Origin of the sequence: Helicobacter heilmannii (assembly GCF_001283065.1) — a bacterium.
Taxonomy (GTDB): Bacteria; Campylobacterota; Campylobacteria; order Campylobacterales; family Helicobacteraceae; genus Helicobacter; species Helicobacter heilmannii.
The window spans coordinates 250,091-267,755 of sequence record NZ_CDMK01000003.1 but is presented as its reverse complement, the minus strand read 5'-3'; the positions used below and the strand labels follow the sequence as shown (position 1 = coordinate 267,755).

17 protein-coding genes are annotated in these 17,665 nt (G+C 46.8%); 1 reads left to right on the top strand and 16 read right to left on the bottom strand.

Annotated elements, in window-relative coordinates:
- Positions 1-60: 60 nt before the first annotated feature.
- Positions 61-1,914: a class I SAM-dependent methyltransferase gene (locus AOG36_RS09165; protein ID WP_053825804.1), complete on the bottom strand. Its 1,854-nt coding sequence runs from the start codon at positions 1,912-1,914 to the stop codon at positions 61-63.
- A 1,019-nt stretch (positions 1,915-2,933) separates the two neighbouring features.
- On the opposite strand from AOG36_RS09165, the gene AOG36_RS07840 reads away from it, so the two are divergent.
- The gene (locus AOG36_RS07840; protein WP_015107264.1) at positions 2,934-3,683 is read left to right on the top strand and encodes a carbonic anhydrase family protein; all 750 of its coding nucleotides are present in this window, start codon (positions 2,934-2,936) and stop codon (positions 3,681-3,683) included.
- Here AOG36_RS07840 and miaA read toward each other — a convergent pair.
- The 15 genes from miaA to AOG36_RS07765 are packed head-to-tail and all read right to left on the bottom strand — an operon-like array spanning position 3,670 to position 17,662.
- Positions 3,670-4,545: a tRNA (adenosine(37)-N6)-dimethylallyltransferase MiaA gene (gene miaA, locus AOG36_RS07835; RefSeq protein WP_015107468.1), complete on the bottom strand. Its 876-nt coding sequence runs from the start codon at positions 4,543-4,545 to the stop codon at positions 3,670-3,672. The two genes, AOG36_RS07840 and miaA, sit on opposite strands and share 14 nt — an antisense overlap.
- A complete protein-coding gene (gene rsfS / locus AOG36_RS07830; RefSeq protein ID WP_015107467.1) occupies positions 4,542-4,862 on the bottom strand; it encodes a ribosome silencing factor in 321 nt (106 codons plus the stop codon). Before rsfS ends, miaA begins: the two co-directional genes overlap by 4 nt.
- The gene (nadD, locus tag AOG36_RS07825; protein WP_015107466.1) at positions 4,849-5,448 is read right to left on the bottom strand and encodes a nicotinate (nicotinamide) nucleotide adenylyltransferase; all 600 of its coding nucleotides are present in this window, start codon (positions 5,446-5,448) and stop codon (positions 4,849-4,851) included. Before nadD ends, rsfS begins: the two co-directional genes overlap by 14 nt.
- Positions 5,432-5,875: a nickel-responsive transcriptional regulator NikR gene (gene nikR, locus AOG36_RS07820; RefSeq protein ID WP_015107465.1), complete on the bottom strand. Its 444-nt coding sequence runs from the start codon at positions 5,873-5,875 to the stop codon at positions 5,432-5,434. The genes nadD and nikR overlap by 17 nt, the downstream gene beginning before the upstream one ends.
- 23 nt (positions 5,876-5,898) lie before the next feature.
- On the bottom strand, positions 5,899-6,744 hold the full coding sequence (gene lgt / locus AOG36_RS07815; RefSeq protein ID WP_015107464.1) for a prolipoprotein diacylglyceryl transferase: 846 nt from the start codon (positions 6,742-6,744) through the stop codon (positions 5,899-5,901).
- Positions 6,719-7,477 carry an RluA family pseudouridine synthase gene (locus AOG36_RS07810; protein WP_015107463.1) on the bottom strand — a complete coding sequence of 253 codons (759 nt, stop codon included), beginning with the start codon at positions 7,475-7,477 and terminating at the stop codon, positions 6,719-6,721. The genes lgt and AOG36_RS07810 overlap by 26 nt, the downstream gene beginning before the upstream one ends.
- The gene (waaA, locus tag AOG36_RS07805; protein ID WP_015107462.1) at positions 7,461-8,645 is read right to left on the bottom strand and encodes a lipid IV(A) 3-deoxy-D-manno-octulosonic acid transferase; all 1,185 of its coding nucleotides are present in this window, start codon (positions 8,643-8,645) and stop codon (positions 7,461-7,463) included. The genes AOG36_RS07810 and waaA overlap by 17 nt, the downstream gene beginning before the upstream one ends.
- Before the next feature lie 3 nt (positions 8,646-8,648).
- Entirely contained in the window at positions 8,649-9,365 is a 717-nt protein-coding gene (locus tag AOG36_RS07800) for a zinc ribbon domain-containing protein (protein ID WP_015107461.1), read from the bottom strand.
- A 1-nt stretch (position 9,366) separates the two neighbouring features.
- Complete coding sequence (locus tag AOG36_RS07795) at positions 9,367-10,122, bottom strand: Nif3-like dinuclear metal center hexameric protein (protein WP_015107460.1); 756 nt, start codon at positions 10,120-10,122, stop codon at positions 9,367-9,369.
- Positions 10,115-10,996, bottom strand: coding sequence for a glycine--tRNA ligase subunit alpha (gene glyQ / locus AOG36_RS07790; protein ID WP_015107459.1), 882 nt, complete (start codon positions 10,994-10,996; stop codon positions 10,115-10,117). The genes AOG36_RS07795 and glyQ overlap by 8 nt, the downstream gene beginning before the upstream one ends.
- 10 nt (positions 10,997-11,006) lie before the next feature.
- Positions 11,007-11,939 (bottom strand): NAD(P)H-dependent glycerol-3-phosphate dehydrogenase, encoded by a 933-nt coding sequence (locus AOG36_RS07785; protein WP_015107458.1) that lies wholly within the window; start codon positions 11,937-11,939, stop codon positions 11,007-11,009.
- Positions 11,940-11,974: 35 nt separating this feature from the next.
- Positions 11,975-12,265, bottom strand: a complete 291-nt coding sequence (locus AOG36_RS07780; RefSeq protein WP_015107457.1) for a DUF3240 family protein — start codon at positions 12,263-12,265, stop codon at positions 11,975-11,977.
- Entirely contained in the window at positions 12,265-15,327 is a 3,063-nt protein-coding gene (locus AOG36_RS07775; RefSeq protein ID WP_015107456.1) for an efflux RND transporter permease subunit, read from the bottom strand. Before AOG36_RS07775 ends, AOG36_RS07780 begins: the two co-directional genes overlap by 1 nt.
- The gene (locus AOG36_RS07770) at positions 15,327-16,406 is read right to left on the bottom strand and encodes an efflux RND transporter periplasmic adaptor subunit (RefSeq protein WP_015107455.1); all 1,080 of its coding nucleotides are present in this window, start codon (positions 16,404-16,406) and stop codon (positions 15,327-15,329) included. The genes AOG36_RS07775 and AOG36_RS07770 overlap by 1 nt, the downstream gene beginning before the upstream one ends.
- Positions 16,403-17,662, bottom strand: coding sequence for a TolC family protein (locus tag AOG36_RS07765; RefSeq protein ID WP_015107454.1), 1,260 nt, complete (start codon positions 17,660-17,662; stop codon positions 16,403-16,405). Before AOG36_RS07765 ends, AOG36_RS07770 begins: the two co-directional genes overlap by 4 nt.
- Between the last annotated feature and the right edge of the window lie 3 nt (positions 17,663-17,665).

Here is a 17,665-nt window from a genome sequence, read left to right as displayed (position 1 = left end):
CATATAGCCCAAAAGGAAAACCCTATGTCCTTAAACGCATTATAATGGCTTTTTCTTGCGCTAGCCTTGCGCGCCTAAATCCCACATCAAAAAGCCAATGGGAAAGCTGCCCTTGACATGATCAAAGGTGTTTCCCGGGCACATAAATCCCCCTAAAAAATGCGCCTTAAAATGCTGCCTAAAGGTCTTAAAATTGCTCGAATTAAGGTATTTGAGTTTAGAGAAAGCGCATAAAAGCGGGCCACGAATTTTAAGGGGGGAATTGGTAGAATTAATGCGCCCCCGCGAGGGGGCGAAACCACCGTTAAGGAGCTCATCGTGGTCAAAAAACCCGATAGAAGCTCTAAGTCCGTATTGTACATCAAGGTCTCTTTTTTGGGGCTTAAAATCTTGGTGTATAAGAAAGGCTGAAGGCTTCTCCCCCGCAAGGGGGGCTTCTTTTGGTTGGGCAGAAACGCGTAGCGTTTCTTCGCTGGGCGTTTCTTTGCTTTGTATTTCGTTATCTTGCTCTTCTGCTATCCCCCCGGCGATTTCTTTGACAATACGCATAAAAAATTGCGCAAAGACTTCATTTTTAGCCTTACCCAGTTCTTTAGCGTATGTTTTTGCCATTTTAGAGAGCGCCACCTCGTCCTTATTCTTGCCCGTGCCGCTCATTTGGCTTTTATTCCCCGCTTCGGCATAAGGGGGGTTGATGTAGATGATGAGCTTAGAGAGTTGCGCGGGGTCTTTTAAGATTTCTTGCAAACTTGGGGGCAACTGGCTAAAGGGGTCTTCTAAAAAGTCAAAGCGAAAAATATGATCTAGGGGGATGTAGAAGTCTTCTTGAGGGGCTTTGCTTTTTGCTTGCATGATTTTAACATCGCTGGGATCTATGGTGCTGGCATAGACTTTATAGGGATTACTTAACCCCACTAATAAATTGCCCGTGCCTGCGCACAAGTCCCATATAAAATAATTGTCTTGAAAGTCCTCGCCTAGAAGGCGCGCTAAATAGTCTTGGGATTTGTCCGCCCACATTCTAGGGGTGTAAAACGCCCCGCGGTATTCTCGCTTACCAATGAGCATATCACGCCGGTTGGTGATTTTGTGGTGGTATTCTTCAGCTGGGGGGCGTTTATACGCTCTCCAAAACTCTCTGTGGGCTTCTTGGTGGTCATTAAAGCCCGTTTTATCGAAATTAAGGGCCTTGGTGAGGGGATTGACCTTTTGGTTAAACTCGTAATGATCGCCCATCAAAAGGGTGCTAAGCTCTAAAATGGTGTGGTTGTGTTTTGCTAATAAGTCGGCTAAATAAAAATCTGCCTCTAAAATATTAACCTTTGAGGCTTGCTCCCAATCTAAATTAATGGAGGGCTGGACACAAATAAGCCATTTATCAAAAATTTTTTTAAAATTATCCCTTGTGATCTGGGTTTGAAGGGTTTTGGTGTCGGTGCCTAAAGACTTGATGAAGTTTTTCAATTCGCATTGGTGCTGTTCATAGTGAAAGGTGATTAAATGGGCGTTTAATAGGGGGTTTAAGAGCTCTTGGACTTCTTTAAACTCTTTGGAGCTGTGGTTGCTCGGCACTACTTTATAGGTCTTCTTGGCAAGTTCTTTAAGCAGGGGTTCTAATTTCTCACTCTCAATCGCGGCAAAACTCACCCCATTAAATGCGGCTAAAAAGGGGGGTAGGCTTTCGTACTTGTGCTTTAAAATCGTTAAGATGAGCTGGGTTAGGGCTTTGTTTAGATCGTATGTGCCCGCTTTGGCCTCTGCCCACAGCAGGGGGGTGGGTTCTTTGTCAAAAAGGTCTTTTGTGGGCAGGCTGATTTGAAAATCGATTTTATCGCCTGTGCACAGAAAGCCTTTAAAATAAGCCTCTCTAATGGCGTTTTTTAAGGGTTCTTCGGCAAGAGTAGAGAAATCCATCGGTTTCCTGAGTTTTTAAAGGTATTTTACCTTGAAAAGGCATTGTATAACCCCACAACTTGCAGAACTTCTCCTAGAAATGGCACAAATGTATTCCAAAATAAAAGATATATGATTAAGTTTTTAATTTAGTTCCATTCACACTATATAAACTATTTTCTTAATTCACCTAAAGAATCTTAAAGCATACTTTTAAAACTTTTGTACCTTAACCTCAAGTGTTAGGTTACCTTGAAACTAAAAAGACAAGGCTTTTCGTTCAAGTCTTCCTATATTGCCAAGGTGGCTATTGTCTAGCACTTAAAACTGGGGGACTTAGGAAAGTATTCCCTGACGCAGTGCAAACTCTAAGGGATAGCGGGGCAGTGTTCGTCCCTGTAAAAATTTCGTTGGTGTTCACGATGGACACAATGGAAAAATTTACGAAAAATAACTTAAATGCCTTGAATAAGGTTAAAGGGTTTTTTGGACATGTTTGCTCCTGTTGGTGGATAATTAGCCCCTAAAGCGATGAAGTTTAGGATTGATTCCCCTAGCGCAAAAAACCTTAAAAAGCCTTTGGTAAATTCTTTTTTAAGTTAGCAGCTGATCCAAAGAAGCTATTAAAGCCAAGTTTGGCATTTGAAAGCGTGGGTTTAGAATCTTTAGAGCACAAAGGGGATTGAAACTCAAAGATTCTAGCACAGTAACGCTAGACAGAGAAACGATGCTTTAAGAATGTGAGATGAAGGGCACAATCAAGGCAAATCAAACTAGGGTAGGAATGACCCGAAATTACATTGCGCTAACGGAGTTGTAACCACGCAAGACTGCTGGTTATCAATCGTTGTAAACAAAAAGCCCACCTAAGCAAATGCGGCGCATTTGTTTTAGCGGGTGGGTGATCCACACTTCTCCTGATACATGTTACTACTTTACCGCCTTGTGGGGGGGTTTTATGGGGTGGTGGGGGGTTTGTTGGTGTTTACAGATAAAACTGCGCTATGCTGTACTCCTAATTCTGCTTGAAAGGATTGAGGATGAAAAGAGGCTTCTTACTCTTTGGTCTATCTTTAGGTTTGCTGGCAGCTTCGGGGGCAAAGGATTGGGGCTATAGCAAACACATGGGCCCTAGATACTGGGATAGATTGAGTTTGGATTATCATTTGTGTAAAACGGGTAAGATACAATCGCCCATCAATATAGAGCATTACTACCACTCCCCCGACAAGGAAGATTTGGCTTTCGAGTATGAGAACGCCAAACCAAAGTCCATCACCTACTCCCACCACACCCTAGTCGCCCTCTTTGATGAGCCCAGCAATGACCTTAGCTTTAGAGACCATGAGTACAGCCTTGTGAATCTGCACTTTCATATCCCTATGGAATTTGCTATCCATGGCGAACAACAGCCTTTAAGCATGCACCTGGTGCATAGAGATAAGGAGGGTAATTTATTGGTGGTGGGCATTGGCTTTAGCATAGGCAAAAAAAACCCTTTTTTCACCCCCCTTTTTAACGCCTACAAATACCACACAGAGCCCCAAACCCTCGCCCTAAAATACCTCTTGCCTGACAAAATCCACTTTTACCACTTCAACGGGTCGCTCACCACGCCGCCTTGCTCGGAAGGGGTTACTTGGTTTATAATTGAAGAAACCCTTAACATTTCCAAAGAGCAGTTTGAAGAGATGCGAAAAATCATGCACTATAAGTCGAATCAACGTCCCTTGCAAAAAGACTATAACCGCGTGATCGTCAAAAGCTCCGCTATAGTTAGAGACCATTAGAGTCCAAAACTGCCTTTTTAAGTTCAAGTGGGTTTAAAAAGCAGGCGTTTTTAAATGTTTTGTTGAAGGTTGTTTGGCGTTTGGCGAGCTGGTAGGTGTGGGTGGTGATCAAGCTCTCTAGCTCGCTGCAGCTGATTTCGCTATTTAAATACTGCAAGCACTCTTTAGGCCCTATGGCTTTAAAGGGTTGGCAGTGTGTGCCGTATTTCTTGGCTAAAGCTTCAATCTCTTGCACTACACCTTTTTTTAGCATGTGTTTTGTGCGCTTAGCGATCTTAGCGTGCAAAGTGGCCTTGTCTAGGGTTAAAACAAAAATCTCAATGGGATGGCTAAAGGGCTCTTTGGGGTGCTCTTTGAAATAAAGGCTTGGGGAGGTGTTGGTGGCAAAGTAGAGTTTAAGTCCTTGGGCGGTGCGATAAGGGTCTGTGGCCGTTTTAGCGTAAGTGGGGTCAATTTTAGCTAAAAAGGCATGCGGGTCTTTTAGGGCGTTGATTTGGGCTAAAATCTTTTGTTCTTGCTCTGTGCTAAGTGTGGGCTGTGGGCTTAGTCCCTCAATCACGGATTTTAAATAAAACCCACTCCCACCCACGATTAAAATTTTTTCATGCTCTTGCATCGCCCGCTCTAGCTGGGCTTTAAAGACTTGGGCGTTGTTCTTTTGGGGAATGCTTAAAATGTCTATGCCGTAGTGCTTGACAAGTTCTCGCTCTTGTGGGCTTGGTTTGGCACTGGCGATGTCTAGCTCTTTGTAGACACTGAGCGAATCTAAGGACACAATGGGGGCACTTAGGGCTAAAGCAAGTTCTAAGCCTAATGCGCTCTTCCCGCTCCCGCTCGCCCCGATGATAGCAGTGATTTTCAATGGGGCTTGTGATAGGTTTTTAAAAACCCGTCTAAATCAAATCGTTCTCGATAGCTTTGGGTAAAAATATGCACCATGATGTCGCCCAAATCTATAATGATCCACTCTTCATTGCTCTCATCCACGGCGTAAAACACCTCGCCTAGGGGTTTGAGCGTAGTTTTGAGGTGGTCGAGCAGGGCTAGGGCGTGCTTGCCCGCTAGGGAGGTGGCGATCACTACATGCTCGGTGATGTAGTCTTGTTCTCTTAAATCAAATGTGGCGACATTTTCCGCCTTTTTTTCCTCAAGCATGGCAACAATTCTAGCAATTCTCATGGTTCTCCTTAAAGGTTGTCAGTACCCCGCTTTGCACAAGGGGGGGCAGATGGGGGGGGATTTGGTGTTTTTCTAGCAGGGCTTTGATTTGTGTGGATGAGATGGGGCATTTGATGTTTTCAAGGGATAAGAAGGAGTGGGTAAAACTTGGGGGTATGTCTAGCATATAGCCCTGTCTTTGCACCAAAATAAAATGCGCCAGGTTGGTTAACTCTGTGTAGCCCTCCCAATCTTTTAGCCCAGCCACATTGTCCGTGCCCATGACAAAATAGAGCTTTTGAGGAGTGTAAGTTTGGTGAAAGTGGCGCACGCTCTCAATGGTGGGCACGGGGCGCTCTTGCTGTATCTCGTAGTCGCTCACCTCGACCTTATCTACCCCCCTTAAGAGTTCTTGCATCCATAGTAGGCGTTGTTTAGGCGTGAAGGCGGGGGGATTTTTAAAGGGGTTTTGGTGCGCCACTAGGATAAAAAATTGATCTAGGGCGAAACTTGCTAGGGTTTGGTAAATCACTTCTAAATGGGCGATGTGCGGGGGGTCAAAGCTACCTCCATAAAGCGCAATGGTTGGCTTAGGTGTTGTGCTCAAAACTCGATGCTTTGGTGAGCTTGGAAAACTTCACGCCCTTAAGCCCCCCGATTTCCAAATGCAGATGCATGATATCCATGGGCTTGCCCTTTAAGATGATGGTTTCTAGGCAGTTGTGCTGATCCAAATGTACATGCGTAGTACATAAAATGCTGATGTGGCTCTCGTGTTGGATGTCTATCATGCGCTGATTGAGTTCCCGCTGGTGGTGGTCGTAAATGAGTACTACCACCGCCACAATTAAGCCATGGTCTTCTGTATCCGCCCTAGACCAGCTGTCCTCCACCAATCGTTCTCTAATCATGTCCCGCACGAGCTCAGACCTTGATGAGTAGCCGTTTTTGATGATGCGGTTGTCTAGCTCATCTAAGAGATTTTGTTGCAAAGACACCGAAAACCTGATGATCGCATCTTCTTTGTTTTCCATTACACTCCCTGAAAAGTGCCATTTTAGCGCATTTGGGCGGATTTATCAAGTTTGATAAAGCACCACAGTCCCAAGGACACCAGCACCATGCAAAAGCTCAAAATCTGGCCCATGCTTAAATGCCACACATAATAGCCCAGCTGCGCATCCGCCTCCCTAAAATACTCCGCCACAAACCGTGCACAGGCATAAGCAAAACCATACACCACCATGAGCATGCCATGCACTTTGGTGCATTTTTTTGCCACACAAATCACCAAAAACACACAAAAGCCCTCCAAAAACGCCTCTATGAGCTGACTCGGATAGCGCAACACCCCACTTACCAAAATACCTATATATTCGCCAAAGCTATCGCCCTTTGGCACAATGCGCCCAAAGAGCTCTTGGTTTAAAAAGTTGCCAATGCGCCCAAAAACATAGGCTAAAGGCAAACTCACGGCGATCAAATCCAAATACACTAAAAAGTTTTGCTTTTTGACCCTACTAAACACCCACGAAGCCACCAAAAAGCCCACCAGCCCGCCATGATAGCTCATCCCTCTAATGCCGATGAACTGTCCCTCGTAAAAGGGGTTGAAGATTTGCCACGGGGCTTTTAGGTAGTACAACGTGTTGGGGTCATAAATTAAAATATAGCCCAGCCTCGCCCCCAAAACCACCCCCACCTCAGCGTATAAAAAATAGCTCTCAAAATGCGCTTGGCTGATGGGAAAACGCATAGGATCGGTTTTTAACGCCCTCTTAGCTAGAAAAAATGCCACTAAAAGCGCACTTACATAGGCGAGTCCATACCAATGTACAGGGATAGAAAAGAGATGAAAAGCAATGGGGCTAAAGTGGCTATAAATCGTGTTCCAGTAACTCACAGCAATCCTTGAAGTAAAGTGGTAGGGGGGCCTTAAATTTACGCCCCAAAAGCTCTAGTTTATAGGCGTGTAAGAAAAAGTGTTTATTGGGTCTTGCGCCGTAGAAAATGTCGCCCACAATAGGGTGTTTGAGATGGGCTAAATGCGCCCTAATTTGGTGCGTTACTCCCGTTTCTATCACCACTTTTAATAAAGTCATTTGCCCGATTGTCTTAATGGGGGTGATGTGCGTGATTGCCCTCTTGCCCTTGCTATGGACAAACGCCCGCACATAGCCCTTTTTATCCTCTATGTGGCTCTTTTGCACGCTTAAGGGTTGCTTTAAAGTTAAGGGCTTGTCTAGCACCCCTTGCACCAAAGCGACATACTCTTTATAGACTTTGCGTTCTTTAAACGCCTCTAGGGCTTGCTTATAAAACTCCCCTAAACCCAGTAACAAAACTCCGCTTGTGCTTTGGTCCAAGCGGTGTATCAACTGATAGGGCTCGTGCGTGCGCTCTAGCTCAAAGCTCGACACATTAAAGGCTTTGTCTAGGGCTAAAAACTCAGCCTCTTTAGCTAAAACCACGCTCTCACACTCCAGCACACTTAAAAAGGTGTGCGGCTCTAAGAGTTCTCTAGCTAATTTTAGCCTCTGCCCTGCCACGCTCACCAGCCCCCTGTCTATGAGCCTTTTTGCCTCTTTGTGCGAAATGTTGCGTTGTTTGGCAAGGATTTTATACGCCTGTAACATGGATGGCCTTGATTAAGGTTTGTAGTTCCTGCTCTTTGGTGTCTATCTTGCTCGCCTTGAGCGTGGCATGTGCTGCTAAAGTTTGGGTGAGTTGATCCCCTTGCACCAAATAGAAATTTTGCACGCATGCAAACAACGCTTCTTGGTTAAAAATATGTGTCCCACTGATGAGTTTGACCCCAAAATGGGCGGGCTCTAGAGGGTTGTGCCCGCCAATGGGCGCAAACGCACCGCCCAAAATCACAATATCGGCGATAGCATAAAAGTTAATGAGCTCGCCCAATGTGTCGATGAGAAGCACTTTACTATCCCACTTTAACCCGCTAGAAAAACAACTAAAATCGTGTTGAAGCGTGGGGTGCTCTTCTAAATAGTTTTTCACTTCTTTAAAGCGCTCAGGGTGGCGGGGTACTAAAATGAGTTGCGCCGGCTCCTTTAGGCGTAAAAACGCCTCCACAATCAACGCCTCTTCTGTAGGGTGCGTGCTTGCGCCCACAATGGTTAAACTTTTTAATTTGGGATAGGTTTTGGTGCAAAGGGGGGGGTTGAATAATTTTGTGTGGGGAAAAACGCAAAGCGTTTTTGCGCCCAAACTCTCTAATCTCTCTTGATCTAGCACACTTTGGGCGTAGATAAAATCAATCCGTTTAAAGATAGTGGTGTAAAAGGGCTTGAGGCGTAGGTATTTAGGGTAAGAGTGGCTAGAAATACGTGCGTTGATTAAAAAGGTCTTTGCGCCCACAGATTTAGCCAAATTAAAGAGCCCAAACCACAGCTCCGCCTCTGTAACCACGAGGGCTTTTAAGTGGTCTAAATCCTTGTGCCATAAAAAGAGCAGGGTTTCAAAGAGTAAAAAGCGTACTTGCAAGTGGGGGTTGTTTTGGGCAAGTTTTTTAGCGTGGTTATAGCCTGTTTGCGTGGTGGTGGTAAGAAGCAAAGGGGTGTCTTTAAAGGCGTTTAGCACACACTCCAAAGACTTCACCTCACCTAAAGAGCAGGCATGTAACCACAAACGGGGCTTAAAGATTAGAGCATGCCCCTTAGCAAAAAAGCGCCCCCTTAAAGAGTAGCGGTACTTTGCCTTTAGGCTAAAAAGGGCTAAAAAAGGCGTGGCGCAACAATGTGCCAAAGACAAAAGCCCTAAATACACAAACTTGAAAAAAGCCAAACCTTAAGCAGATTGCGCGGTGTCTATGTATAAAATCCGCCCACAATGCGGACAGGTCAAAATGTCGCTGCTGTTTAAAACCTCAGCGTAGGTGCGATCATTAATACGGATAAAGCACCCCCCACAGGCCTGCTTTTTCACGCTCACCACACAGGTGTTGCCCGCCCAACGGCGGATTTTCTCATAAAAGGCGATGAGCTTGTGGTCCATTTTCAGGGTCAAATCCTGCTTTTCTTGAAAAATCGCCTGTTGTTTCTCTTTGATCTCGGCAGTGTCCGCCTCCACCTTTTCCTCTAACATGGCAATCTCTTGCTCTAAACTCTCTAAGATGCCTTGCAAGTCCTCTTGCAACTTGCTCTTATGCGCGCTCTCATTTTGCAACCGTTCGATCTCTTTGTTCGCCTGATTGGCTCTCTCTTTGGTGATGTCCTCTTCAATGCCAAGGGAGCGCAATTCTCTTTCAGACTTCACTTGAGAAATCTTTTTTTGGATGCTATCCACCTTGGCATTGGTTTCGTGCAACGCCTGTTCGTTCTTTTGGATTTGCAAATGCAAAGCCTCTTTTTCTTCCTCCAAAAGAGCGTACTCGGCTTGTTTTTTTTGCTTTGTGGCAAGGGCTTTGTCTAGATCGGCTCTCTTGGCTTTAATCAAGGGTTCTAAAGCCTCAATGTCCTTGTCTAGCTTGGCAATTTGGATTAACTGCACTAAGTGGGCGTTCATGTCAAACCTTAAGCATAAATGGATTTTTACAATCTAGTAGTCTAACACACTTTACTTGAGATTGCAAAATATAGGGCTCTAGCAAGTCTTTTAAGAGGGGCACAAACGCCTTTTCACTCTCATAGTGAGGGACTTCTAAAAGCGAAATCCCCATACTGAGTGCCTGCATGGCTTCATGGTGCTTGATGTCGCCCGTGATGAGGCAAAGATCATTGGGGGCTTCTTTGAGTGTGTGCAAATACCCGCACCCTGCCCCGCACACCAGCACCACTTGTTGAATGAGATTCTTGGCACTCACGAGCCGCACATAGGGTAGGTTTAAACGCTCTTGCACTTGTGTGGCTAAGTGGCCTAAACTTGTAGGCGTGGTGTCTGCCACCAACGCCATGCCCTCTTCCTTGGTACGCTCAAAGCCTAATGACTTAGCAAAGTAGGGGTTTAAATGGGTCTTGTCAAAATTCGTATGCAAAGCGATTAAAGCACAGGATTTTTGCAACAACAAAGTGGCGATGTTGGCAGGGTATAAACTTGGGTTAAAGCTCTTGAAGGGCTTGAAAAATAAGGGGTGGTGGGTGAGTACCACGCTTCTAGGCTCTAGCTCTTTAACAAGCTCTAGGGTGAGTTCTAAAGCGATGGCGATGTTCTCATAGGGGGCGTTTAAACTGCCTAAATTCAGCCCGCAGTTATCCCAGTCTTCTTGCAAGCCAAAGGGGCTTAATTGATCTAAAAAGGCGATTAATTCGTTTAGCTCAAGCATGCAGGCGTTTTAATCTATCCGACTCTTGCTCTTTATAAAGCAGGGCGCAGGCCTTGGCAAGTTCTCTAATTTTTAGAATGCACTCTTGCCGTTTAGCCACCGATAGGGCTTTTCGTGCATCCAGCACATTGAAAAAGTGGCTGCTAAGCATCACAAAGTCGTAAGCCACGAGGGGCAGATTTTGCTCTAAGCAACGCTTCGCCTCGGCTTGGTTAGCCTCAAAGCTTGTTTGCAAAAAGTCCAAATTGGCGTGGTTGAAGTGGTAATGGCTAAACTCAACCTCACCCTCCAAATGCACCTCTTTATAATACACGGGCTTGTTGTCTTTTAAAGTCCATACAATGTCTAGCACTGAATCCACTTGTTGGATGTAAGCCGCTAGTCTCTCCACGCCATAGGTGATCTCTATGGGCGTGGGGTTACAAGGGATTGAGCCCACCTGCTGGAAGTAAGTAAATTGTGTGATCTCCATGCCATCGAGCCACACTTCCCAACCTAGCCCCCATGCCCCCAAAGTGGGCGACTCCCAATTATCCTCCACAAAGCGGATATCGTGCCTGCTAAAATCAATGCCTAAAGCCTGCAAACTTTGCAAATACAATTCTTGAATATTCAAGGGGCTTGGCTTGATCAAGACTTGGAATTGGTAGTAACTGCCTAGGCGGTTGGGGTTTTCTCCATAGCGCCCATCCGTGGGGCGGCGTGAGGGGGCGACATATGCCACACTCCAAGGGGTGGAGTCTAAACTTCTTAGTAAGGTGGCGGGGTGAAAAGTCCCCGCCCCTGCGGGGATGTCATAGGGTTGTAACAAGGTACAACCTTGCTTTTCCCAAAACTCTTGCAATTTCAATAGAATATTCGAAAAGGTCAGCACGGCGTTATCCTTATCGTTTGATTAAAGCGGTCATGCTCTCAAGCGGGTTTTTACCCTCCAAAAGCAGATCCAATTCTTTAGCGATAGGGGTGTGGATGTTTTCTCGCATGGCGATCTGCACAATTGCCTTGGTGGTTTTGATCCCCTCGGCGACTTCTTGCAACTCTTCTATGATGGTGGCCAAAGGTTTGCACTGCGCAATGCCTAGCCCCACGCGGTAGTTTCTTGAAAGCAAGGAATTGGCGGTTAAAAACAAATCCCCTGCCCCAGACAGCCCCAAAAAGGTTTGCTGTTTGCCCCCAAAATACGCCCCAAAACGGCTCATTTCCACAAGTCCCCTTGAGAGCAAACTCGCCTTGGCCCCCTGCCCTAGCTCCAAACCATCGCACACCCCGGCGGCGATAGCGATGACATTTTTATACGCCCCGGCGATCTCTGCGCCCCTGATGTCCTCTTGGATATACGAGCGGATGAAGGCGGGCAAACAGGAGGCAAACTCCCCTGCAAGCTCGGGGTTAGTAGAGTGGATCGCCAAGGCACAGGGTAGGCTGGCCACAATCTCTTTAGCAAAGCTAGGGCCTGCTAAATAACAGACATTGTTGCCCTTTAAGAACGCCTCCACAATTTGGCTCACAAAATGCCCTCCGATCTCAACCCCCTTCACGGCCACCAACACTTTAGAGTGGGTAGGCAGTTGGGCCTTTTCAAACCACGAGCGCAAATGCTGCACGCTGATGGCAATAACAAATAAATCCGCCTCTAAAGCCTCTTGCAGGGCACATTGTGTGATGGGCTCATGCCCTTTGAGCACAAGGTCTTTGTTTAAGGGCATGAGTAGGGGTGTTAAATCCTGTCTGGAAACAATCTTGATGGGGTTTTTATGCCCTAGTGCAAAGGCTAATGCCCTCCCCCAAGCCCCTCCGCCAAAAACCGCAACACGCATAGCCATCCTTTCGCAAAAACTCTATTCTAGCATGTTTAAGCTAGGGGTGTAGAGATCGCCCCTAGGGGGATCAAATATAAGGTTGCCTCTTTGCTGAGGGCGTGGATTTGCTTGGCTAAAACTTGTGCTCTCTCCTCCTCTAAGTAGAGTTTAAATAGCCCGTAGTCCTTGCGTCCGCTCACCTGCTCTTTTTCGCTTTTTAAAAGCGTGGAAGTGGCGTACTCAAAGCACTCCCCAAAGTAAAAATCCTCATGCCCGTGGGCGAATAGGTGATCGACGATCATATCCTTAATCGCTAAGTCTGCATAAATCTCCACTAAAACCATCACACCACTTTTAATTTTTTGGCTAAGAGCATGAACATCGGGGGCAAGAGTAGGAGCGTTAAAATGCTGGAAGTGGCAAGCCCGCCTAAAACCACGATGGCTAGGGGTTTTTGCACCTCTGAACCCACGCCATGCGAGAGCAACAAAGGGATTAAGCCCAGCCCCGCAATGCAAGCGGTCATTAACACGGGGCGCAAACGCCGTTTTGCCCCCATAAACACGACCTCATCCACACTCTTGCCCTGCCTTAAGAGTTCTCTAAAATACCCCACCATCACCACGCCGTTTAAGACCGCAATCCCAAAGAGCGCAATGAAGCCCACACTCGCAGGCACAGAGATGTACTCGTGGCTGGCAAAGAGCGCAATGAGCCCGCCCGTGATCGCAAAGGGTACATTTAATAAAATGAGTAGGGACAAGGGCACGCTTTTAAAGGTGAAAAACAGAATAAAGAAAATCACCAAAATGCTTAAGGGGATCACCGTGGCGAGGCGTTTGTTGGCCCTTTCTTGGTTTTCAAATTGCCCACCGTAGGTGATGTAGTAGTTGGGGGGCAGTTGCACCTTCTCAGCAATTTTTTGGCGCGCTTCTTGCACGAAACCGCCCAAATCCCGCCCCACAACATTGCTTCTCACCACGCTCACCCGCTTGCTGTTCTCGCGCACAATCGCCACGGGGCCATCAACCTCCGTGATGTTGGCGATCGAAGTGATGGGCACGGCAAAGCCCCGATTAGAAGTCATCTCTAGGCTTTTTAGCAAAGTGGCGTTAGAGGCGATGTCCTTGTTTTGGCGGATGATGACCGGGGTGCGTGAAATGCCCGTGGGGATGTACTCCACGACAATCCCCTCCAAAGCGGATTTAAGGAATTTAGCAAATTCATCGCTGGTGATGCCGACATTTGCCATTGCGTCTCTATCGGGGGTAACATACAGATAATTCACGCCCTTATTTAGGGTGGTGAACACCTCGTCCGAGCCCTTGATGCCTTTAATCACCTCCACAATCTGGGCGCTTAAGTCATTGAGCTTTTCGATGTCGTCGCCAAAGACTTTAATCGCCAAATCCCCTCTAACGCCGGTCAGCATTTCAGACACCCGCATTTCAATGGGCTGTGTGAAAGCGAAGTTGATCCCCTTGTAATCCTGCAAGCTTGCCAAAATCTTGTCTAGCAACTCTTGCTTGGTCTTTACGCTCCATTGCTCTTTGGGGAGGTAGGAGATGAACATGTCGGTGTGATTGAGCCCGTCTAAATCTAGCCCTAGCTCGTCTGAGCCCGTGCGTGCCACGATCATTTTCACCTCTTTAACCTTGTCTTTGATGGTCTTTTCAATGCGTAAGATCAAATCCTTAGATTGATCTAAAGAGATCGAGGGCACCGTGTGCACACTTAAAACACTGCTGCCCTCATCTAAGTTTGGCATAAAGGTCTTGCCTACAAAGGGGAAAAGAGACAGACTAGATACTAAAAAAATAAGCGCCCCGATGAGCATGGTTTTAGGGTTTTTAAGGGCAAATTGCAGGGCGGGGGTGTAAATCCAATAAAAAAATCGGGTGAGCGGGGTTTCTTTATGCACTTGCACTTTAAGCACCATAGAGCTGATCACGGGCACCACGGTGATGGCTAAAACTAAAGTGCCTAACAAGGCAAAGACAATGCTGGTTGCCAAAGGCACAAACATTTTACCCTCGATGCCCTCTAAGGACATGATGGGCACAAAGAACACAATGATGATGATGACCCCACTCACCACGGACACGGCGATCTCTTTAGACGAGCGGTAAATGGCGTGTAACTTCGTGGTGCTGGTGTGGGTGCTTAATTTTTCAAAGGCGTTTTCCACCACCACCACCGCCGAGTCGATGAGCATGCCTATGGCGATGATGAGCCCGCCCAAACTCATTAAGTTTAAGGTCATGTGGTTGAGCTTGATGAGGATGAATGCCACGCTAAGGCTCAAGGGCAAGATCACGCCCACCGCCACGCTTGCCCTAAAATTACCCAAAAATAAAAACAAGGTGATGATGATGAGAACGATGGCTTCAATTAAGGTTTTTGTAACGGTGTTGATGGCTTTTTTTGTAAATTCCGAGCGGTCGTAGAAAATGTGCGTGTGTACGCCAGCAGGCAATAAGGGCTTGATCTCATTGTCTAGTTTCTCACGCACAGCTTTAATGATGGTGCTGGAGTTTGCCCCTTTGAGCGAGAGCACAAGCCCCTCTGTGGTTTCGTCGATCCCGTTTTTTGTCACAAAGCCTAGCCTTGTGCGCGAAGACACGATGACTTTAGCAAAGTCCCTGATGTGTAAAAAGCCTTTTTTTGTGGAGATGGTGATGTCGCCAATCTCCTCAGGGGTTAGGGCAATGGTTTGGATTTTGACCAAGTAAGTTTCTCCATCGCGGTCCACCCGCCCCGCCCCGCTGTTGCTTAAATTCGCCTCTAGGGTGTGCTCTAAATCGCTGATAGAAATGCCCAGCCTTGCCATGTCGTCGAAGTCGGGCGCCACCACAAAAGCACGGCTAAATCCCCCGATGGAATTGACATCGGCGATCCCGGGGATCGTGCGTAGCATGGGCTTGATGAGAAAGTCTAACAACTGCCTTTTGTCCGTGTCGTCCAAATTGCCATCGATGGTGAACATTAAAATGTCTGACAAGGGCGTAACAATGGGCTCCATCCCCCCCTCTAAATCAGGGGACAAGTTTGGCAACACCAAAGAGAGCTTTTCATTGACCATGTTGCGGGCTAAATAAATGTCCATGCCATCGGCAAAGTCAATGGTGATGTCGCACACAGAATACTTAGAAGTACTCCTTAAAGACTTTTCGCCCTTTAAACCCAAGAGTTCTAACTCTAGGGGGCGGACGACATTGTTTTCCATTTCTTCGGGGGAGCTGCCGGGCAATTTCAGCACCACTTTGACCTGTGTGGGCGACATGTCAGGGAACGCGTCTATGGGTGTGGTGAAAAAGCTATACAGCCCAAAGAGCAAGAGCAAGAAGGCGCAAATGAGGACAATGATGCGCTGTCTTAGGGAAAACTCAATGAGAGAGGCCAGCATCACTCGTCCCCCTCGTCCCCTAAGTTATTGACAATGCCCTTTAAGCTCACCAGAGCCCCCGTGGCGACCTTGGCGTGCGGATTGATGTTTTGGCTACTGATGACAAACACATGGTTGCGTTCTTCAATGATCTTGACAGCAGTGGGCATGAAGCCCTTTTTGGTGCGCACAAAAATCAAATAATCTTGGTCGTTTTTAATGACGGCACTGGAGGGGATAAAAAGCGAATTTTTGGGCTTTGCCCCCTCAATATAGACATCGGTCGTCTCGCCCACATGGAAATTGCCCGCTTCGATGCGGGCGGTGGCTAAAATGGTGTTAGAGTCTTTATCCAGCACCACAGAGATGCTTTGGATCGCCCCAATGGCATTGCCCATTTGGTCAAACACCCTTGAGCCCCGTTTGATGTAGCGTGAGAGGCTCACGGGCAATTTAATGCGGGCGATGAGGTCGTTGTTTTCTGAGATGCGGATGTAGGTTGTGAAGGGCAAAATCTTTTCGCCCAAGACTTTGGGGGCGATGGAGAGAATCCCACTATTGCGGGCGATGATTCGAAAGCCATATAGTCCCAAAGGGTCTTTAGGGTCGATGCCAAAGTTTTGGAAGGTGGTTTCCAGCTGGCGTACTTTAAGGCTCATCTCTTGGCTGATCAAAAAGCTGTTTTGGTACTCCCTTTTGGCGATCACGCCTTGTTTATACAGCTCGTGGTCCTTGGTGCTGACATCTAGGGCGACTTTTAATTTATTTTTGTTGTTTTGCAACTCAAAGTAGAGATTGCTTAAATCAATGGAGCTGATCTCACAGATGAGATCGCCCTTATGCACAAATTCGCCCTCGTTTTTATAAATCGCCACCACTGTGGCGTTGAAGCTCAAACTTTGGATCACCGTGTGTTTGAGGTTGAAATTATTAAAGTCGATGGAGGCGTTAAAGGGCAATCCATGCGTTGCGAATTTTTGGTCTAAAGACACCACTTTTAGCCCCAAACCTTCGATTTGTTTAGAGGTGAGGGCAATCTCTTGGTAGGCTTGGGCTTGCAAGTGCAAAAATAACGACAAGAGGAGTAAAAGTGCTTTCAAAACGCGCTCCCTAAACGAGTCAAGGTCTGTCCTAGCGTCTCTTCTAATAGGGCGGTGATGTTGACATATTCAATCCGTGCCTCGGCTAGGGCGATCAAAGCGTCCATGTAAGCGTTTTGGTAAAACAGGTATTCAAACAGCCCAATCTTTTGCGCTTCGTAAGCCACCCGCCCCATTTCCATGAGCTTTGCCTTGTTGTCGATCGCATCGATTTGGATTCTGATGTAGCGCTCCTTGGTCTGCAATTGGTCCAGGTAGGCGAGGGCGTTGATGCGGATGTTACGCTTCATCACGACATTCTGCGCACGGGTGCCATTTTCTAGGGCGAGGTATTTGCGTTTGAGGTGGATGTTCTTGGGCGTTACGGGCAGGGGGATGTAAAACTCCATAGACAGGTGGGTGGAGGAGTTATAACTCTCTGCCCCAAAGCCAAATTCAAAATCATGGAACACATCGCGGTTGGCAAGATTGGCGTTGACATGGTAATCTCTGGCGGTTAAGTCCAGCACCTCCACATACAGTGAGTGCTCTAAAACCCGGTTGATGGCCTGCTCGCCCATGTGCACATACTCAAATTTCAGCTCGGGGATTTTGATCTGGTGCTCATCGTCCACAAAGCTAGAAAAGCGCGCGTTCTGCCCGATGGGATCTACGATGGCGAGCATGGTGTTTAGGGTGCGCTCTTGGTTAATGATGAGCGTTTCCATGTTGATTTTGGCAAGTTTAGATTCTAAATAAGAGTTTTTAAAGTTGATGTAGTCTTTTTTGGACATGCTCCCTGCGGCAACTTTTTCTTCAGCGGCTTTAAGTTGGGAGTGAAAGATTTGTTCGCGTCTGGCGTAAATGTTGTGTTTTTCGATATTTAAGATGTAGTTAAGATATAAACGCTTTGCCCCGATAAAGGCCAAATTGCGGCTGAGCTCGTAGCTCTTGCGGTATTGCACATTTTTAATGGAGAGGCTACGGGCTAAAAGGCGGCTCACCCACGGCAACTTTGGTTTGATCATTAAAACCGTGCGGGGTTGGGGCTCAGAGATGCCTTGGTAGTTGCGCACCATAGAGGTTTCGTTAGAGATGAAGGGGAAATCCCACGAGTTCGTGGCTTTTTGGTCTTCTAAAAGGCTGATAAAATTGGCCTTCTTTTGGATGAGCTCCATGGAGTTGTGCTCCACGCGTTTAAAAAACTCGGCCAAAGTAAAACTGCGCCCACTAAGACTTGTGAGCAGCAACCCCAAAAATAATAAAAGAGCGCGCATGCG

What these genes read in the sequence shown, in the direction of transcription:
- AOG36_RS07840 (WP_015107264.1), top strand. Translation starts at nt 2,934, where the DNA reads ATGAAAAGAGGCTTCTTACTCTTTGGTCTATCTTTAGGTTTGCTGGCA.
- AOG36_RS07765 (WP_015107454.1), bottom strand. Translation starts at nt 17,662, where the DNA reads ATGCGCGCTCTTTTATTATTTTTGGGGTTGCTGCTCACAAGTCTTAGT.
- AOG36_RS07780 (WP_015107457.1), bottom strand. Translation starts at nt 12,265, where the DNA reads ATGGTTTTAGTGGAGATTTATGCAGACTTAGCGATTAAGGATATGATC.
- AOG36_RS09165 (WP_053825804.1), bottom strand. Translation starts at nt 1,914, where the DNA reads ATGGATTTCTCTACTCTTGCCGAAGAACCCTTAAAAAACGCCATTAGA.
- rsfS (WP_015107467.1), bottom strand. Translation starts at nt 4,862, where the DNA reads ATGAGAATTGCTAGAATTGTTGCCATGCTTGAGGAAAAAAAGGCGGAA.
- AOG36_RS07775 (WP_015107456.1), bottom strand. Translation starts at nt 15,327, where the DNA reads ATGCTGGCCTCTCTCATTGAGTTTTCCCTAAGACAGCGCATCATTGTC.
- AOG36_RS07795 (WP_015107460.1), bottom strand. Translation starts at nt 10,122, where the DNA reads ATGCTTGAGCTAAACGAATTAATCGCCTTTTTAGATCAATTAAGCCCC.
- AOG36_RS07785 (WP_015107458.1), bottom strand. Translation starts at nt 11,939, where the DNA reads ATGCGTGTTGCGGTTTTTGGCGGAGGGGCTTGGGGGAGGGCATTAGCC.
- nikR (WP_015107465.1), bottom strand. Translation starts at nt 5,875, where the DNA reads ATGGAAAACAAAGAAGATGCGATCATCAGGTTTTCGGTGTCTTTGCAA.
- AOG36_RS07810 (WP_015107463.1), bottom strand. Translation starts at nt 7,477, where the DNA reads ATGTTACAGGCGTATAAAATCCTTGCCAAACAACGCAACATTTCGCAC.
- AOG36_RS07800 (WP_015107461.1), bottom strand. Translation starts at nt 9,365, where the DNA reads ATGAACGCCCACTTAGTGCAGTTAATCCAAATTGCCAAGCTAGACAAG.